Annotated in this window: 17 protein-coding genes; 5 read left to right on the top strand and 12 right to left on the bottom strand. The window is 59.3% G+C overall.

Annotated features, from left to right (window positions below; all coding sequences use genetic code 11):
- Window positions 1-58: 58 nt before the first annotated feature.
- The 3 genes from AB1A64_RS12460 to AB1A64_RS12450 all read right to left on the bottom strand — a co-directional run bounded on the left by AB1A64_RS12460 (window position 59) and on the right by AB1A64_RS12450 (window position 2,667).
- Complete coding sequence (locus AB1A64_RS12460) at window positions 59-1,012, bottom strand: AEC family transporter (protein WP_366551704.1); 954 nt, start codon at window positions 1,010-1,012, stop codon at window positions 59-61.
- Between the two features lie 174 nt (window positions 1,013-1,186).
- A complete protein-coding gene (locus AB1A64_RS12455) occupies window positions 1,187-1,732 on the bottom strand; it encodes a hypothetical protein (protein WP_366551703.1) in 546 nt (181 codons plus the stop codon).
- Window positions 1,729-2,667, bottom strand: coding sequence for a formate dehydrogenase accessory sulfurtransferase FdhD (locus AB1A64_RS12450; RefSeq protein WP_366551702.1), 939 nt, complete (start codon window positions 2,665-2,667; stop codon window positions 1,729-1,731). The genes AB1A64_RS12455 and AB1A64_RS12450 overlap by 4 nt, the downstream gene beginning before the upstream one ends.
- On the opposite strand from AB1A64_RS12450, the gene AB1A64_RS12445 reads away from it, so the two are divergent.
- Complete coding sequence (locus AB1A64_RS12445; protein WP_366551701.1) at window positions 2,666-3,382, top strand: AzlC family ABC transporter permease; 717 nt, start codon at window positions 2,666-2,668, stop codon at window positions 3,380-3,382. The two genes, AB1A64_RS12450 and AB1A64_RS12445, sit on opposite strands and share 2 nt — an antisense overlap.
- On the top strand, window positions 3,379-3,711 hold the full coding sequence (locus AB1A64_RS12440) for an AzlD domain-containing protein (RefSeq protein WP_366551700.1): 333 nt from the start codon (window positions 3,379-3,381) through the stop codon (window positions 3,709-3,711). The genes AB1A64_RS12445 and AB1A64_RS12440 overlap by 4 nt, the downstream gene beginning before the upstream one ends.
- On the opposite strand, the gene AB1A64_RS12435 is transcribed toward AB1A64_RS12440, so the two are convergent.
- The 7 genes from AB1A64_RS12435 to AB1A64_RS12405 form a co-directional block, all read right to left on the bottom strand.
- Window positions 3,700-4,332, bottom strand: a complete 633-nt coding sequence (locus AB1A64_RS12435) for a hypothetical protein (RefSeq protein WP_366551699.1) — start codon at window positions 4,330-4,332, stop codon at window positions 3,700-3,702. The genes AB1A64_RS12440 and AB1A64_RS12435 overlap by 12 nt on opposite strands.
- 18 nt (window positions 4,333-4,350) lie before the next feature.
- Window positions 4,351-4,485 carry an aa3-type cytochrome c oxidase subunit IV gene (locus tag AB1A64_RS12430; protein ID WP_366551698.1) on the bottom strand — a complete coding sequence of 45 codons (135 nt, stop codon included), beginning with the start codon at window positions 4,483-4,485 and terminating at the stop codon, window positions 4,351-4,353.
- A gap of 68 nt (window positions 4,486-4,553) precedes the next feature.
- Window positions 4,554-5,114 carry a hypothetical protein gene (locus AB1A64_RS12425; protein ID WP_366551697.1) on the bottom strand — a complete coding sequence of 187 codons (561 nt, stop codon included), beginning with the start codon at window positions 5,112-5,114 and terminating at the stop codon, window positions 4,554-4,556.
- Entirely contained in the window at window positions 5,101-6,939 is a 1,839-nt protein-coding gene (locus AB1A64_RS12420; protein ID WP_366551696.1) for a glycerophosphodiester phosphodiesterase, read from the bottom strand. Before AB1A64_RS12420 ends, AB1A64_RS12425 begins: the two co-directional genes overlap by 14 nt.
- Before the next feature lie 62 nt (window positions 6,940-7,001).
- Window positions 7,002-7,454 (bottom strand): DUF6173 family protein, encoded by a 453-nt coding sequence (locus AB1A64_RS12415; protein ID WP_170350687.1) that lies wholly within the window; start codon window positions 7,452-7,454, stop codon window positions 7,002-7,004.
- A gap of 4 nt (window positions 7,455-7,458) precedes the next feature.
- Window positions 7,459-8,505, bottom strand: coding sequence for an MBL fold metallo-hydrolase (locus AB1A64_RS12410; RefSeq protein ID WP_366551695.1), 1,047 nt, complete (start codon window positions 8,503-8,505; stop codon window positions 7,459-7,461).
- On the bottom strand, window positions 8,505-10,208 hold the full coding sequence (locus tag AB1A64_RS12405) for an acyl-CoA dehydrogenase (RefSeq protein WP_366551694.1): 1,704 nt from the start codon (window positions 10,206-10,208) through the stop codon (window positions 8,505-8,507). Before AB1A64_RS12405 ends, AB1A64_RS12410 begins: the two co-directional genes overlap by 1 nt.
- A gap of 137 nt (window positions 10,209-10,345) precedes the next feature.
- Here AB1A64_RS12405 and AB1A64_RS12400 point away from each other — a divergent pair, with 137 nt between their 5' ends.
- Window positions 10,346-11,353, top strand: a complete 1,008-nt coding sequence (locus AB1A64_RS12400) for an L-threonylcarbamoyladenylate synthase (protein WP_366551693.1) — start codon at window positions 10,346-10,348, stop codon at window positions 11,351-11,353.
- On the opposite strand, the gene AB1A64_RS12395 is transcribed toward AB1A64_RS12400, so the two are convergent.
- Entirely contained in the window at window positions 11,297-11,851 is a 555-nt protein-coding gene (locus tag AB1A64_RS12395; RefSeq protein WP_170516713.1) for a YqgE/AlgH family protein, read from the bottom strand. The genes AB1A64_RS12400 and AB1A64_RS12395 overlap by 57 nt on opposite strands.
- A gap of 146 nt (window positions 11,852-11,997) precedes the next feature.
- On the opposite strand from AB1A64_RS12395, the gene AB1A64_RS12390 reads away from it, so the two are divergent.
- Together AB1A64_RS12390 and AB1A64_RS12385 are read left to right on the top strand one after the other, a co-directional pair.
- On the top strand, window positions 11,998-12,810 hold the full coding sequence (locus tag AB1A64_RS12390) for a protein-disulfide reductase DsbD domain-containing protein (RefSeq protein WP_366551692.1): 813 nt from the start codon (window positions 11,998-12,000) through the stop codon (window positions 12,808-12,810).
- 3 nt (window positions 12,811-12,813) lie between these two features.
- Window positions 12,814-13,233 (top strand): NUDIX hydrolase, encoded by a 420-nt coding sequence (locus AB1A64_RS12385; RefSeq protein ID WP_366551691.1) that lies wholly within the window; start codon window positions 12,814-12,816, stop codon window positions 13,231-13,233.
- Here the strand turns inward: AB1A64_RS12385 and AB1A64_RS12380 are convergent.
- Window positions 13,230-16,631, bottom strand: a complete 3,402-nt coding sequence (locus AB1A64_RS12380) for an efflux RND transporter permease subunit (protein ID WP_366551690.1) — start codon at window positions 16,629-16,631, stop codon at window positions 13,230-13,232. The two genes, AB1A64_RS12385 and AB1A64_RS12380, sit on opposite strands and share 4 nt — an antisense overlap.
- Window positions 16,632-16,635: the final 4 nt, after the last annotated feature.

Here is a 16,635-nt window from a genome sequence, read left to right as displayed (position 1 = left end):
TTCCGCACCTTGCAATTTCACCTGCCCGCACAATCTTTCGCGACTTTGTAGATCGAACTCAATTCAATTGAAACGCGGTTGGGTACAGATGATGCAGGACAAACAGCCACAGGATCAACGTTCCCACCGACAGAAAGGACGTGGCCGAGACGATGTGCGCTGCAAGCTGGGGTTCCTGATCGTAGTGCTTGGCCAAAAGAAATATGTTCTTTGCCGTAGGCACAGCGGATGAGACAGTGGCTGCGATTGTCCATAACGGGTCGAGCCCGATAAGGTGCGCCGCCAATAACACGAGCCCGGGCGCAACGATCAATTTCACGAGTGTCAAAGACAGGATCAATGGCCCGGTCTGAACAATCGTTCGCACACTAGTCGTGAACCCGATCGCAAACAGCGCGACGGCAGCCAGCGCCTGACTGAGCAATTCCAGATAATCCGAAACCGCATCTGAAAACCCAATACCGGTGAAGGAATACGCAACACCCAGAAGTGTTGCCGCGATAATCGGGTTCTTCAGGACATTCACGAGAATCTTGTAAATTGGGGTCTTGGTGCTTGCTTTATGGCCAGCCGAACTCTCAAGAACCGTGGTCATTACAAGAAGCAATATCGCCACCACAAGGTTCGCCAAAACAGCTGGCAACGCACCCTCAGACCCAAAGATTGCGTGAAGAATGGGCAGCGCAACCAACGCGGTATTCGATGCAACACCTGCGAATGCCGCAACGGTCGCTGACCCGACCTGAAAGCCCACCACAGTTTTCAGGCAAACGAACAAAACGACGAAGAGAAGTATCAACGTTCCGCCATAGGAGAGGTAAAAACCGTAGTTCAGAAGGTTCTCAAATTTCTCCTGTCCGATCAGATAGAACATGATGGCAGGGATCAGGACATAGACTGCAAATTGAACAAGCGCGTCAGATGTGTCTTCGCCCAAAAGTTTCGTCCACGAAAACACATATCCGGTCAAGATCACCGCAAAGACCGGTGCAATGAGGTTGATTAGCTCCATAGCGCTCTCGGGTTTCTTTTGCTGACTTTGTGCCTCTGCACGCTAGGCTAGTATATATCCCACAGAATTTGCAGAGTTTTTTTAAGGTCAACTTTTCAGCGTGCCAGCTTCGGATCCGAAGCCTTCTTCATTTACGCCTTTTGCAAATTCTCGGAGCATCGACCAGAGGTTGGGTTACGTTCCTTCCCCAAGTTCTGGCCATTTTTGGAACTTTTCCAGAGGCAGAAGGGTCATGAGACCGATGCACAGACCAAGGAGGATGTAACAAATTCGGGTAGAAAATCCTGTCAAATCGGCCATGTCCTGAGCGAGACTTAGGAAAGCAGGCAAAAGAACCAGCGCAGTCAGTGGGGCAATGAAAAAGCAGAAATAACGCCGAAACCTGCGGGCCGATTTTCTGATATCCTCTGGCACCTCGGCGGCATTGGGTAAACCACGCCACAAAACGCGATGAAGCGCAGTATTTTGCTGTCGCCACATCAAACCCCAGGATTGCCAGCCCAACCGAATGGGCGCCCGCACGTCAAACGTACCAAGGTACTCCTTTGGCATCCAGCCCATCTGTTGGCGCGCGTGGCTGTCCAATTGCGCCATTCCTTCAATGACAGCGCGTTTACTGCGCGTGTAACGCCAGCACGCAAAAACCAAGAGCGGAAGCAGACTGATCGTTAAAATAAAGAGAGCGAATGTGGATAATACAAATAGAGTGTCCAATATCATCCCGCACTCTTCCGCCGATGTTTCTTATCTTCAACGGCCACACTTGCCGGATCCACGTCGCGCATCAGCCGATCCTCGCCCGACAGGCACACGAACCGCTGCCCGCGCATGCGACCGATCAGGGTCAGTCCGACCTCGCGGGCAATCTCGACCCCCCAGGCGGTGAAACCGGACCGTGAGGCCAGCACCGGAATACCCATCATCGCCGTTTTGATTACCATTTCGGATGTCAGACGGCCGGTGGTGTATAGGATCTTATCGTCTGCCGCCTCACCTTCGGACAGCATCCAGCCCGCGATTTTGTCGACCGCGTTGTGGCGGCCAACATCTTCCATATAGACCAACGGGCGGTCTTCGCGGCACAGGACCGTGCCGTGGATCGCACCTGCCTCAAGATACAGCGACGGAGTGCGGTTGATCTTGGCGGCTAGATCATAGAGCCACGAGGTCCTCACCTGAACCTGCGGCAGGCGCACATCCTCGAGACCTTCCATCATGTCGCCGAACACGGTGCCAACCGCGCAGCCGCTGGTGCGGGTCTTTTTCTTCAGCTTGTCCTCATAGGACGTCTCGCGCGCGGTGCGGACAATCACGGTTTCCAGATCGTCGTCATAATCGACCCGCGTGATCTGATCATCATCCAGCAACATGCCCTGATTGCGCAGGAACCCCAGCGCCAGATATTCCGGATAGTCGCCAATGGTCATCGCGGTCACGATTTCCTGCGAATTGAGGAAAATCGTCAGGGGGCGTTCCTCAACCACCGAGATCTGGCTGACCTCACCGTTCTGATCCACGCCTTCAACTGCGCGGGTCAGGCGGGCCGCACCGGGATCAGGGGCGATGATGTAATCCGAGACATCCAGTTCCTTGGCCAATTGCAACCCTTTCCCAAGACCGCTACTGCTGCGATTATCACCATAGGATTTAGCCATGGCAGACACCACATCCAAGTCATACTATTGGAAGGGTTTTCGCGACGGGACCCCGTTCATTTTCGTCGCTATCCCCTTTGGCACCTTGTTCGGTGTTTTTGCAACTGAAACCGGGCTGACCATTGTTCAGACGATGGCGTTTACGGCCACCGTTTTCGCCGGGGCCGCGCAGTTCGCGGCCCTGCAATTGCTGCAGGACAATGCGCCAACCGTAATCATTCTGGCCTCGGCCCTGGCCGTGAACCTGCGGATGGCGATGTATTCAGCCTCGCTGACGCCTTATCTGGGGGCTGCACCGCTGTGGCAGCGCGCCATCGGTGCCTATCTGGTCGTGGATCAATCCTATGCCAGTTGCATGGTCCGGTTCGAGAAAGAGCCCCACATGACCGTGCCCCAGCGAATGGCCTATTTCTTTGGCTCGGTCTCACCCATCACGCCCTTGTGGATACTGGCCACCTATCTGGGTGCGGTGCTGGGTACGCGGATACCCGAAAGCTGGGCGCTGGATTTCGCCTTGCCGATTACCTTTCTGGCCATGATCGGACCGATGATGCGCACGCTGCCTCATGTTGTGGCGGCTTTGGTCGCCATCACTGTTTCGCTGCTGACAGTTGCTGTGCCCTATAATCTGGGCCTGCTGGTGGCCGGATGCACCGGTATGATGGCCGGGGCACAGGCGGAATTGTGGCTTGACCGCAGAAAGGTCACGTCATGAACGCGGTCGATCCCGTCACCATGTGGATCATTATCGTCGGGCTGGCACTGGGCAGCTATGGCCTGCGGTTCGTGTTCCTCGGCCTAGTCGGAGATCGCCCGATGCCGCCTTGGCTGCTGCGTCATTTACGCTATACCGCCGTGGCGATCCTGCCTGCCCTGATCGCGCCGCTGGTGGTCTGGCCGACCGCAACCAGCGGCCAGCCGGACATCCCGCGCATGGCGGCAGCCGCTGTCGCGTTGCTGGCCGGATTGATCACGAAAAACGTGCTTGCCGCGATCTTTTCCGGGGCCGCGACCCTTTACGCGCTGCTGTACCTATTGGGCTAGCGCACCGCTCTGCTGGTTCAGCAGGGCATTGTTCGCCGCCAGACCCTTTTGCAGGTCGGCATCGTCATTTTCGCGATACTCGGTGGTGGACACCCCCGGTATCTGGCCGAATTGCTCGGACAGCTTCACCGGATAGAACGTGGTTCCGATCTGTTCGAACCCTGGCACCTGCTGCAACAATCGAGAGGTCGAGTTGGCGCAGTACGCACTGGACACCGGCCCCATCTGCTTGGCCAGTTGCAGGGCCATCTCGGCCTGTTGCGGGGTGACCTCGATGGTTTGAATGCGTGCAAAATGCGTCTCGCGTGCGTGGCTGCTGCGATAGGCACGCTCGACATTCGGCGTGATGCCGTACAGCACGTCGTTCTTGATCGGCACAACATCCGCGCGGAATGAACCTGCGGGGTCAAAAATGACCCGTTCACTACCGCTGATCATCAACGAGGTATGCGCCCCCGAACCGGTCCGGGTGTTGATCATTGTATAAAGCGTCAGCGTCGACGGGCCCGGGTCACGGTAAGACCGTGCCACAACCTCTGACTGATCTGCCTGAGGGCGCTGCGACCCGGTGCAGCTTGCAACAGTTGCCGCCAGAAGGCAGGCAAACAAAATCCTGATCACGGTCGACCCCGATTTGGATTAAGAGGCAAAGACCGCCAGGAACAGGCAAAAAAAGGCGATGACGATCACACACCATGTGGTGGCCTTGATGAACCCGTTGAAGGTTTTGGTTTGGACGGTGATGTCCATTTCGCCGTGCTTGTATTCAGCCATGACTCAGAGATTCCTAATTCGCGTGTTTGAAATGTTGGATAATCGAAAAACCAGTGCCTGTCACCACGTCATTCGCGCGCAGGGGTCACAGAGTGAAACACGGAACATCCCGGATACCCAAAGCCCCAGCGCCAGGGCAGGCCTGAACAGGGCCCACCGCCCAATCGTACTGCCGCATACATCGCCTCGGCTGTAACGGAATGGGCCGCGCGAATCTGGTCGGGCGTCATGTCATAGCGGGTGGCATAGCCTTCGGCATGGTCTTCGCCGTGCTGTTTAACGCAGGTGCGCAGCGCGTCATCCGCCGAAAGGCGTGCATCAAAGCTTTCCTCGGCTTGCGATGCGCCGCCTGCGTTGTGATAGGCGCGGTCATGGGTCACGCAGCAGTATTCCCACGGCGGGTGCGCCTCATACAGCGCACTGAATTTGGGGAAGGTTTCGGCCACAAAGCGCCAACTGGCCGACAGGCCACCGGAACAGCCATCCGTTTCAAACGGAATGGGGTCGGCATCGCCACGTTGTGCAATCAGCGCGCGATGCGCGGGCATCTCAACGTTGCGCATGAAGTCCTGTGCCGTTGCCGGGGCGGCCAACAATGCCAGCAAGGCCACCAGCTTATGGGCTTTCATCGCGCATCGCCTCTGTGTCGATGGACATGCCAAAAGTGGTCGCCATCCACAGTAACAACCGCTCGGCCGGGCCCATTTCGGCCCGCACCCGCAGCACCTCGTTCGCCATTGCGGGGCGGTCGGTGATCAGCCCATCCACCCCCATCGAGGCCATGGCCGACATCTGCAACGGGTCATTCACCGTCCAGACATAAATGTCCTTGCCCGCCTCATGGACCGAGCGCACCAGACCCGGCGTGGCCATCGCCGCGTTGACGGCAAGGAAATCGCCTTCAAGCCCTGTCAGGTCGCCCACTGCAGTTGCCGCCAGAACGCCGGCCCGCCAATCGGGGCGGATGGATTTCATCTTTTGAACAGCGGGATATTTCAGCGACATGGTAGCGATGTCGTCCTGCATTCCCAACTCTTCGACAAGGGCCACCACGCGGTTCTCAAGATCGACATCGTGGCCGTAATATTTCAGCTCGATAATTACCTTGGCTTTACCTTTTGCGGCCTCAAGCACCTCACGCAGGGTCGGGGTGCGTTCATCGGCGTATTCAGGGCCGAACCAGCTGCCGATGTCGATCTGGGCCACATCCTCCATCGTCGCATCCCAAACCTTGAGGTTCACACCCGCCAGTTTCATGAAATCACTGTCATGGGCAACGATGACCACATCATCCGCCGTTTCCTGCACGTCGATTTCAACCCAGTCCGCGCCGTCCTCGATGGCCTTCAACACCGCCGCCATGGTGTTTTCCGGCCGCACCGCCGCCGCACCGCGATGGCCGATGACCTCGGCCCGGTCCGGCGCTTGCACACGTTCCAGCAAATGCTGACCAAACCACAACCCGATCAACACGGCCACAACGGCCGCGCCGACGGTTGCAAACAGCGGAATACGCAGACTGCCGGGTTCAGGATGCGGTGGCTCGTCCGTCTTGATCTCAAAAAAACCATCCAGCAACACCGCCAACGCGCCCAACGCAGTCGCCGCCAGCACCAATCCGGCCAATGACCAAACCCCTGCCACCAGCAGGCTGTAAAGCAAGGCCAGGCGCAGATGGCTGGCGCCTTGGAGGGGGACGATGTTGAACAGGATACCCGCGACCCAGGCAATAAGCGCGGCGATGATCAGGCGCAGGATCAGCCATATCGCCAGCTCGATCTTGAGGCGTCCACGTTTGCCCTCCATCCGATTGGCGCTGATGTTAAATGCATGCCCAGGATGAACATTTTCAAACAGGACCAGATGCAGCGACAGCGCCCAGGCCGAGAGCCTGCGGATCAGCATCCAGGCCATGATCAGAACCACCGCTCCGATCAATACCACCGCCACCCAGAACGAGGGCGGATGGAAGGTCAGGTAATAGTTGATGTCATATTCGGTCAGCGTCCACCACGCGATCAACGCGGCAACCACAGCAAAAGGCAGCACCAGCAGCAGAACGCGCAGCACGAACCGCACGGCAAATCCAAATAGTGCCGGAAGGCGCGACAGGATCAGGCCGATGGCGGAACTGCCCGCGCGCCATGGATCGGATTCGCCCATCCGCAACGATGCGGCCATGACCGAGAAAACGAACACTTCGGCCAGCAGAAACAGGCTCAGCACGGCAACTGCAGCGATGAACCCGGCGGGTGACAGGATAAAGGCGGCGATTGCCTGATCGGTCAGCGCGGTTTGATTCGACAGCGACACGGCGAGGTTCACGGTAATCGCCACGCCCGGCGCAATCAGCGCCACCAGCAGCAGGCGCACGGCGATATAGATTGGCACGAACACGCGGCGGCGTGCCCATGCGCGTCTGTAGGCGGTTGTAACGGCTGAGAAACTGGTCACGTGGCCCCCTTGAATGTTGCACTCATTCAAGGCTGCGCAGACGTGAATTGCAAGTCAGGCGATCAGCTTTCTTCCAGATCCTTGGCCAGCCGGAACCCGATGCGATTGGCGGGTTTGTCCTCGACCGATTTGGGCAGGGCCCGCAGCATCACATTCAGTTGGCTGACATGCTGCACCAGCTGGGTTCGCGCCCCAGTCGCGTCCGAGCCGTAAAAAGTGATGATATCGGGATCAAAATAGCCCATACCTTCGATCCGCATCACACCGGCATCGCCACCGGTGAAACCCATAGCGACCTCTTGATCGCCGGTCAGCGTTTGTTCGAAGTTCTGAATATACAGGATCAGCCGCTCATAAGCCCATTGCGCCGGGCTTTTGGTCTCGACCGGTTTTTGCAGCTGTCCGGGCAGATCTTTGGCACCTGATTTCGCGTCTGGGTTGGCGTGTACCTCATAGCAACGGGGCAAAGCTGCCGCTTCTGCTGCCTCGGCCGATGTTTCGATCTGGTCCTGCATAGCTTTACCCTTTGCGCTGAAACTCCCACGCCCCGTCCGCGCGGCGCGTCCGGTTGACAGTTCCAATGTGGTAAAGATGGTTCAGATGTGCAACCGCTTCGACCAGCGCCAGCCCGTACTCGCCCGCCCCGATCTGACGTTTGAACAAGGGGATGAAACAGTCGGCCGCGGTTTTGGGTTGGTCCAGATAGTCCTGCAACCGGTCCAGCGCGCCGTGGTGGTTATCAATCAGTTGCTTCATGCGCAGTGGTAAACCGGTAAAGGGCAGCTTGTGCCCACCCAGCGCCAGATGATCAGGCCGCGCCAAGCCCTGCAGACGCTCACATGCCTCCAGCCACTCGGCCACGGGATCAGCCAAAGGTTCGGTGACATAGACCCCCAGATTGGGGCTGATCGAGCTAAGGATCTGATCCCCGCTGATCACCAGATTGTCATCGCGGCTCCAGAACGTGGCGTGCTCAGGGGCGTGGCCGTTGCCCATATGCACGTCCCAGTCACGCCCGCCCATGCGGATGACGCTGCCCTGCTTGATCCGGGTAAAGCCCAGAGGCATTGGATAGACCGTGTCGCAATAGTTGAACGGACGCTCGGTCATCCGCTTGGCCAGAACATCTGCGTCCATGCCCGCGCTACGGTAATAGTCCAGCGTTTCCTGCGGCCAGCTTTCCTGTACGTCCAGTTGTAGCATGCGCGAAAACAGCCATGCGGTCCGCGATGCCACCAGTTCCACGCCATGTTCCGATTGAAACCAGCCTGCATTGCCCACGTGGTCTGGATGGTGATGGGTCACCACCACCCGGTTGATCGGCTTGCCGCCCAGCGGACCCGCCATCAAGGTATCCCAAATCCGGCGGGTCTTGTTCGAAGACATGCCCGTGTCGATCAACGTCCAGCCATCGCCATCGTCCAGCGCATAGATGTTGACGTGATCCAGCGCCATGGGCAACGGCAGGCGCATCCATAGCACCCCTTCGGCAACCTCGATCGCCTCGCCCTGCGCTGGAGGCTCGGGCCAAGGATAGCGGATCGCCAAAGGTGTATCCCCGTCCATTACACCGCCAGCTCCTCAGGGGTGAGCGCATAAACATCCTCGGCCCCGTTCTGCGCCTGCGTCAGCAGACCGGCATATTCCGGCAGCAATGCGTTGATGTAGTACCGCGCCAGCTTAAAGCGCGGACCGTTTGGTTCAGCCAGCGCCGCCTTCAGGTGGTAATGTGCGCCCAGAACGCGGGCGAAGGCGTGCAGATAAGGCACGGCACCGGCAAACCGAGCGTTCATGTCCGATTGCGCCACGATCCATTCGGTGGCCTCACGCAAACTTTCGGTCGCCTCCCAAACGGGACCCGCCAGATCCGGCAGGCTGGCACGAGCCTGTTCGGCGTGATCCTCGATCTCGTCCAACAAGCGCGAGGCTGCCTCACCACCATCGATCATCTTGCGCGCCACAAGGTCCATCGCCTGAATGCCGTTGGTGCCCTCATAAATCGCGGTCACGCGGACATCGCGGTAATATTGGGCTGCACCGGTTTCTTCGATGAACCCCATGCCGCCGTGAACCTGAACGCCGGTTTCCGAGACGCGCATTCCCGTTTCGGTCCCGAAGGCCTTGCAGATCGGGGTCAGCAGCGCGGCGCGTGCGGACCATTCGGCGTCACCGGTGGCCGTGGCCATATCAATAGCGGCCGCATTGGCTAGCATGATGGCGCGCGCGGCAAAGGTATCGGCGCGCATGCTCATCAGCATCCGGCGCACGTCCGCATGGTCGATGATGGTGCCCGAGGGCGTCTTGCCCTGCTTGCGGTCCAGCGCATAGGCCAGCGCGTGCTGGTAGGCACCCTCGGCAGCCCCAACACCCTGACCACCAACACCCAGGCGGGCATTGTTCATCATGGTGAACATCGCAGCCATACCGCCATGTTCCTTGCCCACAAGCCAACCCTTGGCCCCGTCATATTGCATCACACAGGTCGGTGAACCATGCAGGCCCATCTTATGTTCCAGCGACACCACTTTCAGATCGTTGGCCACGCCGGGATTGCCGTTGTCATCGGGCAGGTATTTGGGCACCAGAAACAGAGAAATCCCCTTGGTTCCGGGCACCCCATCCGGCAGGCGTGCCAGCACCAGATGGCAGACATTCTCGGTAAAGTCGTTGTCACCCCACGAGATGAAAATCTTCTGTCCGCTTACCGCATAGGTCCCATCGCCATTGGCCTCGGCCTTCGAGGTCAGCGCCCCCACGTCCGATCCGGCCTGCGCTTCGGTCAGGTTCATGGTGCCCGACCATTCGCCCGTCATCATCTTGGGCAGGTACAGCGATTTCAACTCGTCGCTGGCGTGATGCTCCAGCGCTTCGATCTGGCCTTGTGTCATCAACGGCGCCAGTTGCAGCGACAGGCACGCAGCCGACATCATCTCATTTACCGCGGTGGTCAGGGCCATCGGCAGGCCCATACCGCCAAATTCTGGATCGCCGCTCATCCCGATCCAACCGCCTTCGGCAATTGCCTTCCACCCATCAATGTAACCGGGCGATGTACGCAGCACGCCGTTTTCCAACCGCGATGGCTCCAGATCACCGGGGCGTTGCAGCGGGGCCATTACCTCTTCGCACATCTTGCCGGCCTCAGACAGGATCGCCCCAACCACATCTTCGCTGGCTTCCGAAAACTTCTCGGTCGCCGCGATTTGATCGAATCCGACGACGTGGCGGAACAACAATTCATAGTCGGAAATGGGCGCGCGGTATGGCATGTCTTCCCCCGGATCTGTTTGGTCGGTATTTGGCGGGTGGGGTTGGAAATTGCAATGCCCACCTTTATGCATCCTTGATTGGTCGGAAACGTAACTGGCCTTGTTCTGCAAGCAATCAAAACGCGGCGTCACAAGATATGAACCCTAACGGCACTTTGGATTTAGCCGCTGATCCGGGCGGAATCGCACAGGCGGCTGACCTGCTGCGGCAAGGCTTGTTGGTCGCCTTCGCCACTGAAACTGTCTATGGGTTGGGCGGCGACGCCCGCAATACCGAAGCCGTGGCCAGCATTTATGCCGCCAAGGGGCGACCCAGCTTTAATCCACTGATTGCACATGTGGCCTCTGCCGAGGCAGCGCAGCGATATGTCGAATGGTCCAAAAGGGCCGAGACGCTGGCTGCCGCGTTCTGGCCCGGCCCCCTGACAATGGTTCTTCCTCTGCGTGAGGGGCACGGGATTTCACCGCTGGTCACAGCCGGGCTGGAGACGCTGGCGGTTCGGGTGCCCGCGCATGGCACCGCCCGGGCGCTGTTGTCGGCCTTTGACGGACCGGTGGCAGCACCGTCTGCCAACCCCTCGGGTCAGATTAGCCCCACAACCGCCGAACATGTTCGGGCCGGTTTGGATGGGCGTATCGCGGCCATTCTGGATGACGGCCCCTGCGGTGTTGGTCTGGAATCCACCATCGTCGGACTGTCCGGAGAGCCCGCATTGCTGCGCCCCGGCGGTGTGGCGCTGGAACAGATCGAAGTTGTTCTGAACACGCAACTGCACCTGCATCAGACCACGGATGTACTGACCGCACCGGGGCAGTTGCAATCGCACTACGCCCCCGACGCGCCAGTACGCCTGAACGCGGCCAGCACGCAGGGTGACGAGGTTTTGCTGGGGTTTGGCCCCGTTCAATGTGATCTGAACCTTTCAGAGACCGGCGATCTGACCGAAGCCGCCGCTAACCTGTTCTCGGCCTTACACAGGCTGAACACCACAGGCCACCCGATTGCGGTGTCACCGATCCCTGATCATGGGTTGGGCGCGGCCATCAATGACCGCCTGCGCCGCGCCGCCGCGCCGCGCGACAGCGGATCAGGCGCGCCCAGCGCTGGCCGACAGGGTCAGCGGGTCAACACCCAGCGTGGCTAGCGCGGCCTCCCATTTCTCATCATCGGGAACGTCGAACACCAGTTTCGAGGTCGCCTCGGTGGTCAGCCAACCGTTCATAGCAATCTCATCCTCAAGCTGGTCGGGACCCCAACCGGAATATCCCAGCGCCAGCATCGAGTTCAAAGGCCCCCGCCCCGAGGCCAGATCCTCGAGCACATCCAATGTCGCCGTCATGCTGAAATCATCCGAAATTTGCATGGAATGCAGGTTGGCATCGTAATCCGCGCTGTGCAGGACAAAACCGCGCGACATCTCGACCGGGCCGCCGAAATGAACCAGACGTTCCCCCACGACGGGGATGCTGCAGGCGATGTTCAGCTGGCTCAGCAGGGTTTTGATCCGCAAATCCGACGGTTTGTTGATGATCAAGCCCATGGCCCCGTCCTCGCCATGGCTGCAGATATACACCACCGAGTGATCGAAACGTGGATCACCCATTCCAGGCATCGCGATCAACAGTTTTCCGGTCAGATCCATGGATTTAAAACTCTTGCTTCGTCTTCCTTCAACAATGACCCCGGCACGTGGGGGTTGGCAAGGGATCAGGTCACATTTCGCCAGATTTCATTGCAGTGACCGGAACGTGACTTGGAATCGCCAGCAAGACCACGCATCTATAGGGTATGAAGCGTTATCTTAAATCAACCGCGGCCGCCCTGACCGCCTGTTTTGCCCTGACCGCCCCCGCCCATGCGCAGGTTGAGGACGACGTGGTGCAACTGGATGTGCTTGATGGTGGGCGTACGGCCAATGGCAGCTATCTGGGGGCGCTGCGGCTGACGCTGAAGGACGGCTGGAAAACCTATTGGCGCGCACCCGGTGACGCTGGTATCCCGCCGCAGTTTGATTGGAACCGCTCGCAAAATGTGGGCGATGTGGCGATAACCTGGCCTGCGCCCCACGTATTTGTGCAGAACGGTCTGCAATCGCTGGGCTATGCCGATCAACTGGTGCTGCCTGTTGAAATTACTCCACGCGACCCCGCCAAACCCGTACGGTTGCGTGGGGAAATGGATTTGGGCGTCTGCAAGGATGTCTGCATCCCCGAGACTTTGGATTTCGACCATACGCTGGACGCTGACGCCGGGCGCAACCCAGCCATTGCCGCAGCACTGGCCCAACGCCCCTATTCCGCAAAAGAGGCGCAGGTGAGTGCCGCCAGCTGCCATCTGACCCCCACATCAGACGGTATGCGGATCGAAGCCCGCGTAACCATGCCCTCGGCCGGAGGGCGCGAGGTTGCGGTGATCGAACCCGGAAACCCCACGCTTTGGGCCTCGGAACCCGAAACGACACGGCAGGGCGGCACCCTGGTGGCCACATCCGAGGTGATCAGCGCCTCGGGCGGACCATTTGCGCTGGACCGATCCGATATACGGATCACGGTGCTGGGCGCCAATCACGCCGTCGACATTCAAGGATGCAGCGCGGGCTGAGCTATGGGGAACACTCCAAAGATTGGTGCGCTGGCCGTTGTGGTGCATGAAACCCGCGTACTGCTGGTGCAACGCAGCAAACAGCCGGATGCAGGGCTCTGGGGGTTTCCCGGCGGGCATGTGGAATGGGGCGAAACGGTGATGCAAGCCGCGCAAAGGGAGTTGCGCGAGGAAACCTCGGTCATCGCGGAACCGCTGTGTTATCTTGACAATCTGGATCTGCTGCGCCGCGACGAACAGGGCGCTGTGCAGTCGCATTACCTGCTTGTCGGGGTGGCCTGTGATTACCTCTCAGGTTCTCCGACAGCCGGGGATGATGCGCTGGACGCTCGCTGGTTTCCGATCGACCAAATCAGGCAGGGTGAACTACCCATGAGTGAACGGGTCATCGACCTGTTGGAAACCGCCCTGCGCGCGCGTTAAGCCGTCCGCCCCCTAAGTCGCACATAGACCAGACCGGACAGCACGACACTAAGCGCCAAGATCGGCAGCGCCCCGGCGACAAAGGCCCCCAGCCCCATTTGCAAGGCCGCGACGCCCTCTTCCCCAGGATAGAGCCCAGACAACAAACCAACTGGCGCGCCTGCGATCGCAGGCCAAACCATCGTCACACCGAACCACAACAACAGGACAAGTCCGGTTGCGCTTACCGCGCTCTGCACTACGCGATCCGGTGCCCGCAAGGCCCGGCGCAACGCGGTCATCGGGCGCGACAGGTCGTTCAAAATGGCCAGCAACGCCGGCACCAGCAACAACACCAGAAACATCCCGAAACCCAGCCCGTACACCAACGTGATTACTGAAGGTTTGAGGAATTGCGCCTGTTGCGAACCTTCATAAAGCAACGGCGTCAACCCCAACACCGTAGTCAGCGTCGTCAACATCACAGGTCTGAGTCGATCTGCTGTACCCTCGACGATCGACGGCACCAACCCACGCTCTTGCTGATAGGCGTCAATAGTCGTGACCAGAACGATCGAGTCGTTGATGATGATCCCCGTCATTCCCAGTAGGCCGATTACGGTAAACATGCTCAGCGGCACATCCCAGATATAGTGTCCCCAGATCGCGCCCACCAATCCAAACGGAATGATCGCCATCACCACCAAAGGCCGCGTCCAGCTGGCAAAAACCCAGGCCAGCACAAGGTAAATCCCAGTCAGGCACAGGATCAGGCCGGTGCGCGCCTCGGTCAGGAATTCATCTTCTTGCTCGCTCAGACCCGTCAACCGCCATTCGACCTGCCGTTCGGCGGCGATATTGGGAAGAATCTTGTCGTTCAGCGCCCGGGCAATTTCCGCCGCACGGGCCGGATCATCCTCGGAGATGTCACCCCCCACCGTAATCACCCGCAGGCCGTTATTGCGCCGCACCGTCGAAAAGCCCGACTTGCGCTCGACCGAGACGATATCGGCGAGCGGCACATAAACGCCATCCGGCGTGCGCATAAGGGTGCGTTCTAGAAAATCGGCGGTCAGTTCACCTTCGGGCAATTCGACACGGATTTCGGCGCTGCGCGGACCATCGGGGAAGGTCGCGGCCTCGATCCCGTTCAGACGATCCCGCAACACACGACTCAGCGTTTCCATACGAAAACCCAGCGCCTGCCCTATGGGGGTCAGATCCAGAATGAAATCTTCCTTGTCATAGGCCAGGTCGTCCTGCAGCGCCGAAACCTCGGGGTATTTCGCCAATTCGGCCCGCAGATCTTCGGACGCTGCTTTGAGCGTGCTCACGTCGGCGCCATAGAACTGCACCTCGATTGAATCCCCGCCGGGCCCGGATCGCCAGCCGCGGAAGGTCAGCATCTCAACCTTGGGATGACGCGGTACAAAATCCTGTAACTCGCCCACGAACTCAAAACTGGAATAGGGGCGCAGGTCGGCGTCGATCAGTTCGATTGAAATCCCGCCCAGCAGGTCCTGATCCTTGCCTTCTGCAGCGGGCGGGTTGAACCAGCCGGCATTTCCGCCCACCTCGGCCAACACATAATCGATTGGATTGCGACCATGGCGTTCTTCGTAGATCTGTCCCAACTCTTCGGCAGCACGCTGGATTTCGCGCATCATCGCCAGCGTATCTTCGCGGGTCGCACCTTCGGCCATGATAAAGTTGCCGGTGACCGAGCCGCGCTCGGGTGCGTTGAAAAAGCGCCAGTTCACGTCACCTTTAATGAATAGCGCAATCTGGCTGGCCAGGATCACCACCATCACTGCCACAACCACATAGCGCGCCCAGATCACCCAGGCGATCAGCGGGCGGAACAGGTTATCGCGCACCCAACGAAAACCGCGATTGACCACGCGGTTGGGTAGGTCATACCAATGTTCTTTAGCCGAATGCGCGATGGCATGAGCCATATGGTTGGGCAGGATCAGGAAACATTCGATCAACGAAGCGATCAGTACCGCAATCACAGTGAACGGGATGTCATAGATCAGTTCCCCAAACCGGCCGCCGATTGCAGTCAGACCGAAAAAGGCGATCACGGTGGTCAGGGTGGCGGCAAAGACCGGCATCGCCATACGCCGCGCGGCCCGTTCGGCGGCCACCACCGGTGCCTCGCCCAGACGGCGGGCACGGAAATCGGCGTGTTCGCCAACCACAATGGCGTCATCGACCACGATGCCCAGCGTGATGATCAGCCCGAACAGCGAAATCATGTTGATCGACAGCCCGCCGATATACATGAACGCAATAGCCGCTGACATCGCCACCGGGATACCCGCCGCGACCCAAAAGGCGATACGCGCATTCAGGAACAGAAACAGCAGGCACACCACCAGGCCCAACCCCATCAGCCCATTGTCGACCAGAATATCAAGACGATCAGTGATCGCCTGCGCACGGGTGCGGATCAGCTCGATCGTCACGCCTTCGGGCAGGCTGGCCTGCAGTTCGGCCACCACATCCTCGACCGAGTGCTGAATCTGGATAGCATCCCCCAGGTTCGAACGGTCGATGCGCACCGACATGGCCGGGTTTTCGCCAACAAAATAACTGCGATTGCGATTGACGCCTTCCACCCGGATATCCGCAACATCCCCGATATATAGTTTTGAGCCATCGGCAAAATTGCGCAGCGCAATGCCCTCAAGCTCTTCGGGGGTGCGCTTTTCGGTGCCGGTGCGGATACGCGCATTGGCGCCGGTGACATCGCCTGCGGGGCTGGCCATCGCTTCGGCGGCAATGGCCTGCGCAATCTCGGACAGGGTGATGTCATTGGCGATCAATTGCGCCGTTGGCACTTCGACTACCACGCGCGGCGCGGCAAGGCCGCGAATCGTGGTGCGAGTCACGCCAGCGGCAAACAGGCGATTGATCATCTCGTCGGTGAACTTGGCCAGTTGATCCGGGTCAACGGGGCCGGTCACGACCACATCCGTCACACGATCCCGCCACGCACCACGCCGGATCGAGGGCTCTTCGGCGTCATCAGGCAGGTTGGTTACACTGTCGACGGCGGTCCTGACCTCATCAACAGCGCGCGACATGTCCCAGTTCGGCTCGAACTCCAGCCGGATATTGGCGCGTCCCTCGCGCGAGGTCGAAATTGCGCTGGCAACCCCTTCGACCGCCAGCAGAGCGGGTTCCAGCAGCTGGACGATGCCATTGTCCACATCCTCGGGACCCGCACCTTCCCATTCGACATTGACATCGACACGTTCAAGGATGACGTCCGGGAAGAATTGCGCCCGCATCGACGGGATCGCCGCCGCGCCCAGCACCAGCATCACCAACAACAGCAGGTTGGCCACAGTCCGATGGCGGGTGAAGTAACTGAGGATACCGCCCGCCGCGCCGGGGATGTCGCGCATCATGGCG

Origin of the sequence: Ruegeria sp. ANG10 (genome assembly GCF_040705255.1) — a bacterium.
Classification (GTDB): Bacteria; Pseudomonadota; Alphaproteobacteria; order Rhodobacterales; family Rhodobacteraceae; genus Ruegeria.
Note: the sequence above shows the minus strand (reverse complement) of the source record. Positions and strands in the feature narration are given on the sequence as shown.